Below are 15806 nucleotides of genomic sequence, written 5' to 3'. Positions count from 1 at the left end.
GGATACACAGAGGGGGATTATTGTGAAAACATCAGAATTAAGCGAGTTCGACCTCTATCTCTTCCATCAGGGGACGAATTATCATGCATATGAGATGCTCGGCGCTCATTTTGTCGAGAGCGACGGCAAGAAGGGCGTGCGCTTTGCTGTCTGGGCACCGCATGCGAAGTCCATCAGCGTCGTCGGTGACTTCAATGAGTGGGATACGCGCATCAATCCGATGACGCGCGGCCGCGACGGCGAGATCTGGGAGGTATTCGTCCCAGGTATCGAGGAAGGCGCCATCTACAAGTATGCGATCGAGCCGCAGTGGGGAGGGCCGCGCATCATGAAGGCCGACCCGTACGGCTTCTATGCGGAGAAAAAGCCGAACACGGCATCGCGCGTCTACGACCTCTCGAAGTACGAGTGGAAGGATGGCGACTGGTTCGAGCAGAAGAAGAAGGAATCATCCTATGAGCGCCCGATGCTGACGTATGAAGTGCATGCAGGCTCCTGGCGCCGCACGAAGGATGGAGAGTACCTGTCCTATCGCGACCTCGCGGATCAGCTCATCGACTACGTCAAGAAGATGAACTACACGCACATCGAGTTCATGCCGCTCTGCGAGCATCCCTTCGATGGCTCGTGGGGCTACCAGATCACGGGTTATTACGCCGTGACGAGTCGCTTCGGCACACCGGACGACTTCCGCTATCTTGTGGACAAGGCGCATGAGAACGGCATCGCCGTCATCATGGACTGGGTCCCGGGCCATTTCTGCAAGGATGAGCAGGGCTTGCGCCACTTCGATGGCCAGACGCTCTACGAGTCCGACAACGAGCAGCTTGCCGAGAACTGGGAGTGGGGCACGACAAACTTCGACTACGGCCGCACGGAGGTCCAGAGCTTCCTGATCTCGAACGCGATGTTCTGGTTCGAGGAGTTCCACATCGACGGTCTGCGCATCGATGCAGTCGCGAATATGCTCTACCTCAACTATGGCCGCAAGGACGGCGAGTGGACGCCGAACAAGTACGGCGACACGGGCAACCTCGAGGCCATGGACTTCCTCAAGAAACTCAATGAGAGCATCTTCAAGTACCATCCGCAGGCCTTGATGATTGCCGAGGAATCGACGGCCTGGCCGCTGATCTCGAAGCCTGTCTACATGGGTGGCATGGGCTTCAACTACAAGTGGAACATGGGCTGGATGAACGACATGCTCAAGTACATGTCGCTCGACCCGATTTATCGCAAGTGGAACCACGACAAGGTCACGTTCTCCTTCATGTATGCGTTCAGCGAGAACTTCGTGCTGCCGCTCTCGCACGATGAGGTCGTGCACGGCAAGTGTTCGCTGATCAGCAAGATGCCTGGCGATTACTGGCAGAAGTTTGCCGGCCTGCGCACGTTCTTCGCGTACTGGATCGCACATCCAGGCAAGAAGCTGCTGTTCATGGGTGGCGAGTTCGGCCAGTTCATCGAGTGGAATTACGATGACAGCCTCGACTGGCATCTGCCGCAGCAGTATCCGATGCACAAGAAGATGCTCGAGTACAGCCGCGCGCTCAACAAGTTCTACTGCGACCACAAGGCGCTCTGGCAGGTCGACTTCGACTGGAATGGCTTCCAGTGGATCGATTGCAACGACAACGAGAACAGCGTCGTCTCCTTCATCCGAAAGGCGGAGGACCCGTCCGACTACATCGTCGCCGTCTGCAACTTCACGCCGGAGGTCCGCCACGATTACCGCATCGGCGTGCCGGAGAAAGGCAGTTACATCGAGGTGTTCAACTCGGATGATGAGGCCTTCGGCGGCAGCGGTGTCAAGAATGAGGGCGAGATCAAGACGGAGGATGTCAAGTGGCATGACCGCGATCAGTCCATCCTCTTGACCATCCCGCCGATGGCGACCATCTACCTGCGCCACAAGGGACAAGTGGCATCTGGCCGGAATTCTTTTGACGAGGCTCCGGCGGAGCTCGAGGTCAGAGGCCATGAAGAGAAAAGTTCTGCCGACAAGGCAGAAGCCGCCGAAGCAATGCCGAAGAAGACGGTGAAGAGACGTACGGTTGCGAAGAAAGCAGAGCCTTCGGAAGGGGCTCCTGCGGACAAGCCGAAGCGCCGCGGCCGTCCTCGCATGACGGAGGAAGAGAAGGCTGCCGCCAAGGCCAAGAGAGAGGCCGAAAAGGCCGCCAAGGCCGCAGCAGAGGGCGAGGCTGCGCCGAAGAAGGCGCGACGCCGTCGCTCTACGGCCGCCAAGACGACGGCAAAGAAGACGACACGCAAGACAACGGCCAAGAAGACCGCCAGCAAGACGGCAAAAGCCGCAGCCGGTGAATCCTGATCTTGTTCAGTTCCTGTTATCGATATTGCAATGTACACTATGAGGGGGATTCTGGAATGAAAGTTCTATATGTTGCTTCTGAGGCTGTGCCTTTTGCCAAGACGGGCGGCCTTGCCGATGTGGCTGGCTCGCTGCCGAAGGCTCTCAAGGCCGAGGGCGTCGATGTCCGCGTCATCATGCCGAAATTCGGCAAGATCCCGGAGAAGTTCCGCGATGCGATGGAGCATGTCTACGACGGGGAGATCCCTGTCGCCTGGCGTTCCAAGTTCGTTGGCCTCGACAAGCTCGAGCACGACGGCGTTACGTACTACTTTGTCGACAACGAAGAGTACTTCAAGCGCGAGGGCTTCTACGGCTATGACGATGATGCAGAGCGCTTCTCGTTCTTCTGCCGCGCCGTCCTGAACCTGCTGCCCGCCATGGACTTTTGGCCGGATGTCATCCATACGAATGACTGGCACTCTGGCCTCGTCAATGTTCTGCTGAAGATCGAGCACCAGGGCGATGAGCGTTACGAGAACATCCGCACGCTCTACACGATCCACAATCTCAAGTATCAGGGCGTCTTCCCGAAGAACGTCATGAGCGATGTACTCGGCCTTGACTGGAAGTACTTCAACAACGGCGACCTCGAGTTCTACGATGCCGTCAACTTCATGAAGGGTGGCCTGATTTACGCCGACTACATCTCGACGGTCAGCAAGACGTACGCCAAGGAGATCCAGTACGAGTACTTCGGCGAGCATCTCGACGGCCTGCTGCGCAGCCGCCAAGACACGCTCTTCGGCATTGTCAACGGCATTGACTATGATGTCTACAACCCGAGCAAGGACAAGAACCTCTACGAGGGCTACGATGTCACGACGCTCGACCGCAAGGCCGACAACAAGGTCCTCTTGCAGAAGGACCTCGGGCTGCCAATCAGCCGCCGCACGCCGATGGTCGCCATGGTCACGCGTCTCGTCGCTGCGAAGGGCCTTGACCTCGTCGTGCGCATGATGGACGAGATCCTGCAGCATGAGGATATCCAGTTCGTCCTGCTGGGAACGGGCGACAAGGCGTATGAGGATTGGTTCAAGGGCCTGGCTTGGCGCTTCCCGAAGAAGGTTTCGGCCAATATCTACTTCTCGAACCAGCTCGCACAGCGCATTTACGCGGCCTCGGATATCTTCCTGATGCCGTCGAATTACGAACCGTGCGGCATCGGCCAGCTCATCGCGCTGCGCTACGGCTCTGTGCCGGTCGTGCGCGAGACGGGCGGTCTCAAGGACACGATCATCCCGTACGACAAGTACACGAAGCAGGGCAATGGCTTCCGCTTCGCCGACTACAATGCGCATGAGATGATGTATGCCCTCAAGCGCGCCCTGAGCGCCTATGAGAACTATGAGGAATGGAAGCAGATCGTGGAGAATGCCATGAATTCGGATTACAGCTGGAAGGAATCGGCTCGCGAATACAAGGCACTCTATGAGAAGCTGACTGGCTCGGAAGCATGAGAGAAAATAGAAAATAGAGCAAGTAAGTGAGAAGGAGGGCGGCAGATGATGCCGCCTTTCTTGTTGGGAAGGAGGAGTTTTCATGCTGACACAGGATCAAGTCTGGCATGATTCTCAGGATATCAACTACCGATCGCCCGTCGGGGCGGCTGAAGCGGGATCAAAGGTCAGGATGGGGCTGCGCCTGCGCACGAAGGAGGGCATCCGGCAGGTCATCCTGCGCTGCTGGCAGGACCAGACAGGGGAGCATCTGATTCCCTTGGAGACGCAGGACGACCCGTTTCAGGAGGAGCATTTCTACAGCGGTTGGCTGCCGCTGCCAGAAAAGGGAGGCCTCGTCTGGTATTACTTCATCATCTCGATGGAGGACGGTACCTGGTACTACGGCAACAATCCAGAACAACTCGGCGGCATGGGCACGCTCTACGACCATGTGCCGCCATCGTTCCAGATCGCGGTATTCAACAAGGGGGCCAAGACGCCGGACTGGTTCAAGCACGCTGTCATGTACCAGATCTTCCCGGACCGCTTCTCGCGCGACGGCAATGCCATCATCGAGAAGAGGGGCGCGGTCTTCCATGCCAGCTGGCAGGATGATCCGTGCTACTACAAGGACCCGGACACGAAGGAGATCGTCGCCTACGACTTCTTCGGCGGCAATCTCAAGGGCATCGAGAAGAAACTCGACTACCTCAAGGGCCTTGGCATCTCGGTCATCTACCTGAACCCGGTATTCGAGTCGGAGAGCAACCATCACTACGACACGGGCGACTACCACAAGATCGACCCAATCCTCGGCTCGAATGAAGACTTCCGCCATCTCGTCGATGTGGCAAAGGCCAAGGGCATCCGCATCATCATCGATGGCGTCTTCAGCCACACGGGCAGCAACAGCCGCTACTTCAACCGCGAGGGCCAGTACGACACGATAGGCGCCTTCCAGTCACCGGATTCCCCTTATTTTGAGTGGTATAACTTCCGCAATTTCCCTTACGAATACGAGAGCTGGTGGAATTTCTCCACGCTGCCTGACGTCAAGGAGACGACGCCTTCCTACATGGACTTCATCATCTACGACAAGGACAGCGTGCTGCACCACTGGATGAAGGAAGGCATTGCTGGCTGGCGCCTCGATGTCATCGACGAGCTGCCGGCGGCCTTCTCGCAGTCGTTCTTTGCAGAGCTCAAGAAGACAGATCCCGATGCCGTCATGATCGGCGAGGTCTGGGAGGATGCGTCGCACAAAGTCGCCTACGGCGTGCCGCGCGAATACCTCTGCGGGCAGGAGATGGATTCGGCGATGAACTACCCGTTCCGCCAGATCCTCTTTGACTTCCTGCTCGGCCGCACAGACGCGAAGATGAGCCTGCGCCGCTTCGAGAGCCTGCGCGAGAATTACCCGCGCGAGAACTTCTATGCGATGATGAACCTCATCGGCAGCCACGATGTGGAACGCGCCGTCACGGTGCTCGGTGAGGAGCCGTTCTACGACGGCATGCCGGCCATCGAGCAGTCGCGCGCGCACCTGTCGGACGACCAGTACAACCTCGGCATGGCGCGCCTCTTCATGGCGGCGCTCTGGCAGATGACATATCCGGGCGTGCCGTGCATCTACTACGGCGATGAGATCGCGATGCAGGGCTTCAAGGACCCGTACAACCGCCGCCCCTACAACTGGGCGAATGGCGACACGTACGTCAGGAGCCGCTATGAGCGCATGATCCGCGTGCGCAACGAGCACACGGCCCTGCAGACGGGCGAGCTGTTGCCGCTCTATGCGGAGGACGATGTCATGGCCTTCGCGCGCCTCGTGCGCGGCGGCCGCGATGTTTTCGGCGAGCCAGCGAAGGACGAGTGTTTCATCTCGCTCTTCAACAGGAGTCTCAAGGAGACGAAGACGGTCACGTTGCAGGTCGGCGACTTTGCGGACGGCGTCTTCGCTGATGCCTTCCACCCGGAGACGCGCTTCACAGTCGAGAACGGCCAGCTGACCGTCGATATCCTGCCGCTCAAGGGTTTCCTGCTGCAGAACATACCGCCAGAGCACCACTACAAGCATGAGGCCGGTGTCCTGCTGCATCCGACGTCGCTGCCGTCAAAGTACGGCGTCGGCGATTTCGGCAAAGAAGCTTATCGCTTCGTCGACTTCCTCGCTAAGGCGGGCCAGCACGTCTGGCAGATCCTTCCGCTCGGCCCGGTCGGTTACAGCTATTCGCCGTACCAGTCGCCTTCAGCCTTTGCGGGCAACCCGCTGCTCATCGACATCGATGTGCTCATCGAGAGGGGCTGGCTCAGCAAGCAGGAGGCCAAGGTCACCTATGCCGACTTCGATTCGTCGGCTGACTTCGAGCAGGCGCGCGTCTTCAAGAACAAGTGCCTGCGCAAGGCACATGCAGCTTTCCAGCGCGATGCAGCAGCACAGCCGGACTACGAAGCCTTCTGCCGCGATGAGGCAGACTGGCTCGATGATTACGCGCTTTTTGAGGCAGCCAAGAAGGAATACGACAACAAGGGCTGGATGGACTGGCCGGAGAACGTCAAGAAACGGGAGCCGGCGGCAATCGCATCGCTGAAGAGCCGCTTGGAGGAAGACATCGCACTGCAGAAGTTCATGCAGTACATCTTCCACCGCCAGTGGCAGCACCTGCACGATTACGCAAAGGAGAAGGGCATCCGCATCATGGGCGATATGCCGATCTTCCTCGCGCAGGACAGCGCCGATGTCTGGGCCAACCAGCAGCTCTTCGACCTCAATCCGGACGGCACGGCCCATACGGTCGCCGGTGTACCGCCCGATTACTTCAGCGCGACGGGGCAGCTCTGGGGCAACCCGCAGTATGACTGGCAGGCCATGAAGGCGGAGAATTACACGTGGTGGAAGAAGCGCTTCCACAAGCTCTACTCGATGGTGGACATCGTGCGCATCGATCACTTCCGCGGCTTTGAGTCGTACTGGGAAGTCGACGGCAAGGCGAAGAACGCCATCCAGGGGCGCTGGCTGCCGGGACCTGGCAAGCCGTTCTTCGACGAGGTGCGCCGCGCGCTCGGCAGCCTGCCCATCGTGGCAGAGGACCTCGGCATCATCACGCCGGAGGTCGAGAAGCTCCGCGATGACTGCGGCTTCCCGGGCATGAAGGTGCTCGAGTTCACGCTCTATCTCAACCACCAGCACCGCCTGAGCACCGTTGTGCCGGAGAACAGCATCGTCTATACGGGCACGCACGACAACAACACGATCGTCGGCTGGCTCAAGGACGAGATCTCACCGTCGCTGCGCAAGGCCATTGCCGATCTCGTGCGCGCCGATGTGCGCAAGCCGGAGGAGATTGCACGCCATCTCATCGGCTTTGCCTATGCGTCGAACGCGCGCCTCGCCGTCATCCCGATGCAGGACCTCCTACAGCTTGACGGCAGTGCCCGCATGAACACACCGGGCACTTCGGACGGCAACTGGAAGTGGTGCATGCGCCCGGGCGACCTCGAGAAAGTTGATGCGGCGAAGCTCCATGCGCTCGCCGTCCGCACGGGCCGCGCCTGATCGATCGACTGGCCACTTCACTGTGGGAATGAGATGAATGACAGCTCTATCTTGAAAAAGATGGAGCTGTCATTTTTGTTTTTCATGTTTTTGTGGTATCCTAGTATCGTATTGTTTTTCAGCAATCTGGATACCTGCAGGAATAGAGGTGTTTTTCATGATCGATATACCAGCGAACTGGATGGAGAAGATCCAGAACGTCGATTGGTCGAAAGTACGGGAATCCGTCAAGGATTATGGCCCAGCCATCAAGGTGCTGCAGCAGACCTGGTCGAAAGAATCCCTGCTCGAGATCAGCCAGGGCAAGCTCTTCGTGCCGGATTCGGTCATCAATGAAGCCATTGCCAAGAAGATCCCGGAGGGCAGCTCCGTCACGGGCGTGACAATCAAGTCGCATGCGAACGGACGCCTCGACATCCGGGCGGAGACGAAGAGAGTCGGCCCCGTCGAGCTGTCGGGCGAGATCCAGGAGTTCGTCCACGAGGGCGACAAGTCGTACATGAAGTACCGCGTGCGCAGCCGCAACATCCCGGAGCATGGCTTGATGTCGTGGATTTTCTCACGCGTCTCGCTTGCCATGGCAGAACGCATGGTGGGCCATGTGGAGCTTTCCGATGACCTGCCGATATCCATCCGCCACAATACGGTCACCGTTGACTACAGCAAGGTGCTCGCCGAGTCGGACTTCGGCAAGACAGAGTACCAGGGCCACAAGCTCATGGACATGCTGGAAATCGAGGGCGCCAAGCCGAAAGACGGCGGCATCGAGTTCGACACGAAGCTCAATGTCCCCGACGATGTCAAGAAGGCGCTGGTGGCCGTGCTGGCCGACCAGATGGAATAAAAAAGATGGAATGAGATAAGAGGGGAGCGATTCTTTGAGAAAGCAGATTGTAGCACTCGCAGCAGTGTTCTGTACACTCGCCGTGACGCTCACTGGCATGCCAGAGGCCGCGGCGCACCACAAGAATGAACAGAAAGTAGAGAAGATCCTCTACATCCCGCACGACAACCGCCCAATCTCGGACAAGCAGACGGCGGAAGTCATCAGCAAGCTCGGCTATGAAGTCGTCGTGCCGCCCGACAACATGCTCGGCAGCCGCACGGATCTCGGTCACCCCGATGAGCTCTGGAACTGGCTCAAGCAGAATGCGCAGGATGCCGATGCTGCCGTCATCTCGTCGGACTCGATGCTCTACGGCAGCCTCGTCGGCTCGCGCAAGCACGAGTACAGCAAGAAAGAGGTGCTCGAGCGCGCCGACCGCTTCCAGTCGTTCCGCAAGGAGCACCCGAAGATGGAGCTCTACGTCTTCGGTTCGATCATGCGCACGCCGCGCTCCGGTGAGGCGTCGGGCCATGAGGAGCCGGGCTACTACCGCAACTACGGCGCGGATATCTTCCGCTACACCGTCCTCAAGGACAAGGAGGAGATGGAGGGCCTGACGCGCCGCGAGAAGAAGGAGTACGACTTCCTGCAGCGCCTGATCCCAAAGGCATCGCTCGCGGACTGGATGGGCCGCCGCGAGAAGAACTTTGCGGCCAACGAGAAGATGATCGACCTGACGCGCAAGAATGCCTTCAACTACTTCGTGCTGGGCCGCGATGACAATGCGCCGTATTCGCAGACGCACCTCGAGAGCCGCCACCTCGCCGCAGCGGGCCAGGACCTCGGCAAGACGCGCTTCCAGGCCATGGCGGGCATCGATGAGATCGGCATGCTGTTGCTCACGCGTGCCGTCAATGACATGCGCCGCGATGTGCCGTTCGTCTACGTCCGCTACAACTGGGGCAAGGGCGAGTTCACGGTCCCGTCGTACTCCGATGAGAAGATCGGCGATTCAATCGCGGCGGCCATCACGGCTGCTGGCGGCATGCAGGTCAAGTCTCCTGAGAAGGCTGACCTCGTGCTGACGGTCAACACGAATCCGAACGGCAAGACGTACGAGGCCAATGACCGCGCCAATGACGGCACGCCGCGCGAGGGCACGAAGTACTTCGCCGATATCGTCAGCGACTACGTTGGCAAGGGCTACCCTGTCGCTATTGCCGATATCGCCTACGCGAACGGCTCTGACAATGCTCTGATGGACGAGCTGCGCGACCGCGGCCTGCTCTTCAAGCTGCGCGCCTATGCGGGCTGGAACACGCCGACGAACAGCACGGGCTTCGTCATCGGCGAGGGCATGATGGCCGAGCACATGAAGGATGAGGCCGTCGATGACCTGTTGCTCACGCGCTACCTCGACGATTGGGCCTATCAGGCCAACGTGCGCAATACGATTGCCCGTCAGCTGACCTGGCTGCGCGGCGACGGCGTCTACGGCAGCCTCGACTCGAAGATGGGGGCCGTGGCGACGCGCTCCGAGCGCATGCTCACGCGCTTCGTCGAGGAAAATCTGCCGCCGATCGACTCGCTCGCCTACATCGAAGTGCGTTTCCCGTGGAACCGCATGTTCGAGTCCGACATCATCCACACGGCGGATGAGCCGGTCGACATCTCCTACTTCCCCAAGAAGTGAGAGATGCGACGCGGAGCTATGAGATAAAAGAAAGACCTGCCGGGAGCTTTGCTTCCAGCAGGTCTTTTTTGTGCCACTCAAGAGCGGCGCTTTGCGGCCGTGACGATCTCGGGGCCGAGCGCCTGGCAGCGCTCGATGTCGCTGTCCGCGACATCTGCGTCGGTGTAGATGGCGCGGATGTTCTCGTAGGGGAAAATCAGCTCGGACGCATCGCGGTGGAATTTCACAGACTCCGTCAGCACGATGATGCCGCGAGCCTGGGCGGCCATGGCCTGCGCCGCTTCGATGCGCAGGTGGTCGCTGCTCTTGACGCCGCGCTCGTCCATGCCGTCGATGCCGAGGAAGAACTTGTCCACCTTGAAGTTGCGGGCGCAGAGGCCGACGAGCGGGCCGACCATGACCTGCGCTTCATTCTGGTAGCTGCCGCCGAGCAGAATGATGCGGGCCGAGCGCATCTTGCGCACGAAGCTCGCGATGAAGGCGGAATTCGTGATGATGGTGATGTGGCAGTCGCGCGCACAGAGTTCCTCGGCGAGCAGCGTGCAACAGCTGCCTGACTCGATCATGACCGTCTCGCCGGGCTGGACGCAGCGCGCTGCCCGCTCGGCGATGCGGCGCTTGTTCTCGTAGTGGAAGGAGAGATGATGGCCGATGTCGTCGCTCGCCACCATGCAGGCAAAGCCGTGCTCGCGCTTCAGGAGGCCTTGATGGGCGAGCATGTTGAGGTCCTTGCGTATCGTGACCTCGGATACACCGAGCTTTGCGGAGAGTTCCGTAACGGCCAGGCGCCCGTTCTGGCAGATGAGATCGAGGAGTTTCATATGACGGGGGTGCATCAGATTCGTTCCTTTCGTCAATATTTGTCAACAACACAAAACTCCCCCTGCCGCAGGCAAGGGGAGCTCTTTCAGGCAATGCAATCAGGCGTTCTCTTTGCGGAATTTCTCCATGAAATCCGCAAGGGCAACAGCGCCTTCGTACGGCATCGCGTTGTAGATCGAAGCGCGCATGCCGCCGACGCTGCGGTGACCCTTGACACCGCTGAGCTGATGCGTGAGCGCCTCAGCGATGAACTTCTTCTCGAGTTCCTCACTCGGCAGGCGGAAGGTGACGTTCATGAAGGAACGGCTATCCTTGTCAGCATGACCGCGGTAGAAGCCGTTGGAGCTATCGATGGCGTCGTAGACGACCTTGGCCTTGCGCTCGTTGCGGCGTGCCATTTCCTCGAGGCCGCCCTGCGATTTGATCCAGGCAGCGACCTTGCCGACCATGTAGATGCAGAAGGCTGGGGGAGTGTTGTAGAGCGAATCCTTCTTGTAGAACGTGCTGTAGCGGAACATCGTCGGCAGGGACTCAGGGCTGTTTTCGAGCAGGCTCTTCTTGGCGACGACGAGTACGACACCGGCCGGGCCGAGGTTCTTCTGGACACCGGCGTAGATGAAGTCGAACTTGTGGAAGTCAATCGGGCGCGAGAGCATGTCGGAGGACATGTCGGCGAAGAGCGGCACGCCGTTCGTTTCCGGGATGTAGTGGTACTCTGTGCCGTAGATCGTGTTGTTGTAGCAGACATGGACGTAGGCAGCGTTCGGGTCAATCTTGAGCTCAGACTGCTGCGGCACATGGTGGTAGCCCGTCTCCTTGCTCGAGGCGACGATTTCGCCGACTCCGAGATGCTCGGCCTCTTTGTAGGCTTTTTCGGCGAAGCTGCCGGAGAGCACATAGCTGCCTGGATGCTCTTTCGTTGCGAAGTTCAGCGGGATCATCGCGAACTGCTGGCTGGCGCCGCCCTGGCAGAAGAGCACTTCGTAGTCATCGCCGAGCCCCATGAGCTCCTTGATGTCCTGCTTTGCCTTCTCGTGGACAGCGGCGTACTGCGGTGCGCGGTGGCTGATCTCCAGGATGGACATCCCGCTGTTGTTGAAGTTCAGGAACTCTGCCTGTGCTTCCTTGAGTACCTCGAGCGGCAGCGTTGCCGGACCCGGATTGAAATTGTAGACGCGACCTGCTTCCATGAAAAAAACCTCCCAAAACGTATAGAATCTTGGTATTCCTTGATATCCCTGGCGGGTGATTCGCTGCTTTCCAGCTTTTGAAGCGCCGGATTCCTCATATTGTCCATTCATTGTGGACAAGCGGCGTTTTTTATATTCTAGCGCGAAAAAAACAGAAAAGCAAGCAGAAAAATAAAAACTGTTTTTTCGGAGCAGACACTTGACGGCTGAAAATGGATGGCCTATAATACACTTATGCACGAAAAATGCACAATACGAAAAGGCGAAGATGGGGAAGCCGAGATGAAGACCCTTCAAGAGAGCTGGCGTCAGGTGCGAGCCAGCAGGGAACATCGAGGTTCCGCCCCGGAGCAGCTGATGAAAGTCAGACGGGCATGCCCGTTACAGCATCGAGAGAGAGGCTTTGCCTCACTTGGGTGGCACCACGGAATCGAGCGTTTCGTCCCAAATCGGGACGGGCGCTTTTTTTGTTGATGGACAAGGAGAGAAGAATCATGAAGGTATTAGCAGCAGATGGTATTTCGCCGAAAGGCATTGAGCTCTTGCAGAAGGACTTCGAGGTTGTCGTCAAGGATAAGCTTCCGGCAGAGGAACTGCTCGAGATCATCCCGGACTTCGATGCGCTGATCGTGCGCTCGGCCTCGAAGGTCACGGCAGAGGTCATCGCGCGCGCCGAGAAGCTCAAGATCATCGGCCGCGCCGGTGTCGGCGTCGACAACATCGATATCCCGGCTGCGACGGCCAAGGGTATCATCGTCATCAACTCCCCGGGCGGCAACACGATCGCGGCAACGGAGCACACGATGGCCATGATGCTCGCGATGTCGCGCAACATCCCGATCGCGAATGAGACGATGCACAAGGGCGAGTGGAACCGCAAGAAGTACGTCGGCGTCGAGCTGCGCGGCAAGACGCTCGGTGTCATCGGCATGGGCCGCATCGGCTCGGGCGTGGCCAAGCGCGCGATGGCTTTCGACATGAACGTGCTCGCCTACGATCCGTATATTAATGAAGAGCGCGCGAAGGCGCTCGGAGTCAAGATTGCGACGTTCGATGAGGTCATCGAGAACTCCGATTTCATCACGGTACACATGCCGCTGACGAAGGACACGAAGGGCATGATCGCGATGGAGCAGATGAAGAAGATGAAGCCGGGTGTCCGCCTCGTCAACTGCGCGCGCGGCGGCATCATCGACGAGGCAGACCTCGCTGAGGCGCTCAAGCAGGGCATTGTCGCAGCAGCTGCCATCGATGTCTACACGAGCGAGCCGCCTGCCGAGAAGGGCAATCCTTTGCTCGAGGCACCGAACATCGTGCTGACGCCGCATCTCGGCGCTTCGACGGTCGAGGCGCAGATCGGTGTATCGGTCGATGTCGCCAAGGGCATCATCGCGGCGCTGCACGGTGAACCCGTCGCGACGGCCGTCAACATGGCGCCTGTCTCCCCGCAGGTCATGCGCGTTATCGCGCCGTACCTCACGCTGGCCGAGCGCCTCGGCGGCACGGTCGTCGGCCTCGCCGACGGTCCAATCGAGTCGGTTGAAGTCACCTACAACGGCGAGATCACGGAGGTCAACACGGGCCTCCTGACGACGGCCGTCATCAAGGGCCTTCTCAATCCTGTCATGGAGAACGAGGTCAACTACGTCAATGCACCGGGCCTCGCCAAAGAGCGCGGCATCAAGGTGTCGGAACGCAAGGACCGCGCATCTGAGGACTTCGCCAACCTCATCACGGTCGACGTCGTCGCCGGCGGCCAGAAGCTCTCCGTACAGGGCACGCTGTTCGGCACGCAGGGCCGCATCGTCCGCATCAATGACTTCCGCGTCGATGTCGATCCGCATGCGCGCATCCTGATCTGTCCGCACATCAATCGCCCGGGCGTCATCGGCACGGTTGGCACGCTGCTCGGCGGCAATGGCGTCAACATCTCGGCCATGCAGGTCGGCACGACGGAAGAAGAGGGCAAGAACCTCATGGTCCTGACGGTCGACAATGACATCCCGGCCGCTCTCTTAGAGACGGTCAAGGCGCTCGACGGCATCTTCGATGCCAAGCTCGTCAACTTCTATGAGATCTGAGCTTGCGCCCTATATATAGGAAGACAAGGAAAGCCTGTTGCATCTGCAACAGGCTTTTTTATTTCGTGATGATTCTTGTCTCTACGTTATCTCAGTGGAGTTCCAGCTCTGTCTCGCCGCGGATCTTGCCGGGCAGGAAGAGGGAGAGGATGAGGGCAGCAAGGACGGGCAGGAGCCAGGCGAGGCTGCTCTCGTGGAGCGGCAGGCTCTTTATGACAGCACCGGCCCAGTCAATCCCTGCGAATTGGTGCAGGATGTCAAGGGCTGAGATCAGGGCGGCCACAGCGACCGTCAGGCGCATGCCGAAGCGGGAGAGCGCGGCGAATTTGTTGAGGATCGTCATCAGGACGATCGTGATAGCGATCGGGTAGATGAAGAGCAGGATGGGCAGTGAGACTTTGATGATCTGGTTGAGCCCGAGATTGGCGAGCAGCAAGCTGACGAGGCTGACGAGCGTCGCGTATCGCTGGTACGACATGACGGGGAACTCCTCATAGAAGAACGTCGAGACGGCGGCAATGAGGCCGACTGTCGTCGTGAAGCAGGTCAGCGTGACCATGACGGCGAGGAAGTACATGCCAGCCGGTCCGAAGAGCTGGAGCGAGGACTGGGAGAGCACGTAGGCGCCGAGGTTGATGTGCGAGTCGCCGTAGACTTCTGGCGGGATTGGGAAGTGATTGCCGAGCAGCGCCAGCCCGAGGTAGAGCGAACCCATGAGGACGGCGACGGCGAGGCCGGCCATCCATACACTCGTGTAGTGCTCGCGTTCAGAGCGGAAGTGGATGCGGCGCATCTCGTTGAGCGCGAGGATGCAGAAGGCGAACGAGGCGAGCGTGTCCATCGTGTTGTATCCCTCGATGAAACCTGTGCCGAAGGCCGAGGCGCTGTACTTGCCGAGAGGTGCGGGGAGGCTCGTCGAGGTGTAGGCAAAGAGGCCTGTGATCATCAGGACGACGATGAGCACGGCGAACATCGGCGTCAGGACCTTGCCGAGGCGTGCGAGCAGCTTCGTCGGCGTGATGGCCAGCCACCAGGCGAAGGCGAAGTAGAGGATGGTGAAGATGGCGAGCGGCAGGGCGCCGTCACCCGTGATCGGCAGGACGCCGATGGAGAACGATGTGGCCGCCGTGCGCGGGATGGCCATGAGCGGGCCAATCGAGAGATAGATGAGGGAGAGTAGCAGCAATGAGAACAGCGGTGAGATCTTGCGGTTCATCTCGGCGCGGAAGCCGCCGGGGTTGAACGTGCCGATGATCAGCGCGATGACCGGCATGCCGATGCCAGAGAGCAGGAAGCCGAGGATTGCAGGTGCGAACATGCCGCCTGACATGAAGCCGAGCGATGGCGGGAAAATCAGATTGCCAGCGCCGAAGAACATGCCGAAGAGCAAGAGCCCAATCTGCAGGCCGTGCTTGAACATAGGAAAGACTCCTTTCGTATTGATGGGATGCGTATATGTGTTTGTCATGGGCATGACTCATCCATTCTAAGTGCTTTTCTCAGAAATGTCAATTCTGCATGGACAAATTTGTTTTTTCTGCCTCTATCCACTCTGATTTCCCCAAAAATGTACACAGCAATATCCTGTATCATGTATACAGATATAAAATAATCACGCTATTAAAGAAACATATCTAAAGTATACATGCATACAATTTGCAATACATGTAAACCTGCGCTATAATAAATCCACGGATGGAGGAATGACGTATGTATATGAAAGATATGCTTGTAATGAGAATAAAGTTGATTGCACTGAGTCAGATTCGCAATATTGAAGATTCTGTAAAACGGAATCCGATGGCGTATCGAAAAGACACAATGGAAT

At 58.6% G+C, this 15806-nt stretch carries 9 protein-coding genes; 6 read left to right on the top strand and 3 right to left on the bottom strand.

What is annotated here, in order from left to right; all coding sequences use genetic code 11:
• The first annotated feature begins 22 nt into the window (after nucleotides 1-22).
• From glgB to QDI87_RS05020, 5 genes are all read left to right on the top strand, one after another.
• Nucleotides 23-2329, top strand: a complete 2307-nt coding sequence (gene glgB / locus QDI87_RS05040) for a 1,4-alpha-glucan branching protein GlgB (RefSeq protein ID WP_278742397.1) — start codon at nucleotides 23-25, stop codon at nucleotides 2327-2329.
• Between the two features lie 56 nt (nucleotides 2330-2385).
• On the top strand, nucleotides 2386-3828 hold the full coding sequence (gene glgA / locus QDI87_RS05035) for a glycogen synthase GlgA (RefSeq protein ID WP_278742396.1): 1443 nt from the start codon (nucleotides 2386-2388) through the stop codon (nucleotides 3826-3828).
• Between the two features lie 82 nt (nucleotides 3829-3910).
• Nucleotides 3911-7366: a 4-alpha-glucanotransferase gene (malQ, locus tag QDI87_RS05030; RefSeq protein ID WP_278742394.1), complete on the top strand. Its 3456-nt coding sequence runs from the start codon at nucleotides 3911-3913 to the stop codon at nucleotides 7364-7366.
• A gap of 157 nt (nucleotides 7367-7523) precedes the next feature.
• Entirely contained in the window at nucleotides 7524-8210 is a 687-nt protein-coding gene (locus QDI87_RS05025) for a hypothetical protein (RefSeq protein WP_278742393.1), read from the top strand.
• Nucleotides 8211-8307: 97 nt separating this feature from the next.
• A complete protein-coding gene (locus QDI87_RS05020) occupies nucleotides 8308-9885 on the top strand; it encodes a DUF4127 family protein (RefSeq protein ID WP_278743373.1) in 1578 nt (525 codons plus the stop codon).
• A gap of 77 nt (nucleotides 9886-9962) precedes the next feature.
• On the opposite strand, the gene QDI87_RS05015 is transcribed toward QDI87_RS05020, so the two are convergent.
• Both QDI87_RS05015 and serC read right to left on the bottom strand, forming a co-directional pair.
• Complete coding sequence (locus QDI87_RS05015) at nucleotides 9963-10706, bottom strand: DeoR/GlpR family DNA-binding transcription regulator (protein WP_226867909.1); 744 nt, start codon at nucleotides 10704-10706, stop codon at nucleotides 9963-9965.
• A gap of 99 nt (nucleotides 10707-10805) precedes the next feature.
• On the bottom strand, nucleotides 10806-11897 hold the full coding sequence (gene serC, locus QDI87_RS05010) for a 3-phosphoserine/phosphohydroxythreonine transaminase (RefSeq protein ID WP_270527848.1): 1092 nt from the start codon (nucleotides 11895-11897) through the stop codon (nucleotides 10806-10808).
• Between the two features lie 494 nt (nucleotides 11898-12391).
• Between serC and serA the strand changes: the two genes are divergently transcribed.
• On the top strand, nucleotides 12392-13978 hold the full coding sequence (gene serA, locus QDI87_RS05005; RefSeq protein ID WP_036373718.1) for a phosphoglycerate dehydrogenase: 1587 nt from the start codon (nucleotides 12392-12394) through the stop codon (nucleotides 13976-13978).
• A 91-nt stretch (nucleotides 13979-14069) separates the two neighbouring features.
• On the opposite strand, the gene brnQ is transcribed toward serA, so the two are convergent.
• Complete coding sequence (gene brnQ, locus QDI87_RS05000; protein WP_278742390.1) at nucleotides 14070-15398, bottom strand: branched-chain amino acid transport system II carrier protein; 1329 nt, start codon at nucleotides 15396-15398, stop codon at nucleotides 14070-14072.
• Nucleotides 15399-15806 lie beyond the last annotated feature (408 nt).

It is taken from the genome of Mitsuokella jalaludinii, from assembly GCF_928722185.1.
Lineage (GTDB): Bacteria > Bacillota > Negativicutes > Selenomonadales > Selenomonadaceae > Mitsuokella > Mitsuokella jalaludinii.
The sequence above is the reverse complement of the archived record's forward strand: the minus strand, read 5'-3'. Positions and strand labels throughout refer to the sequence as shown.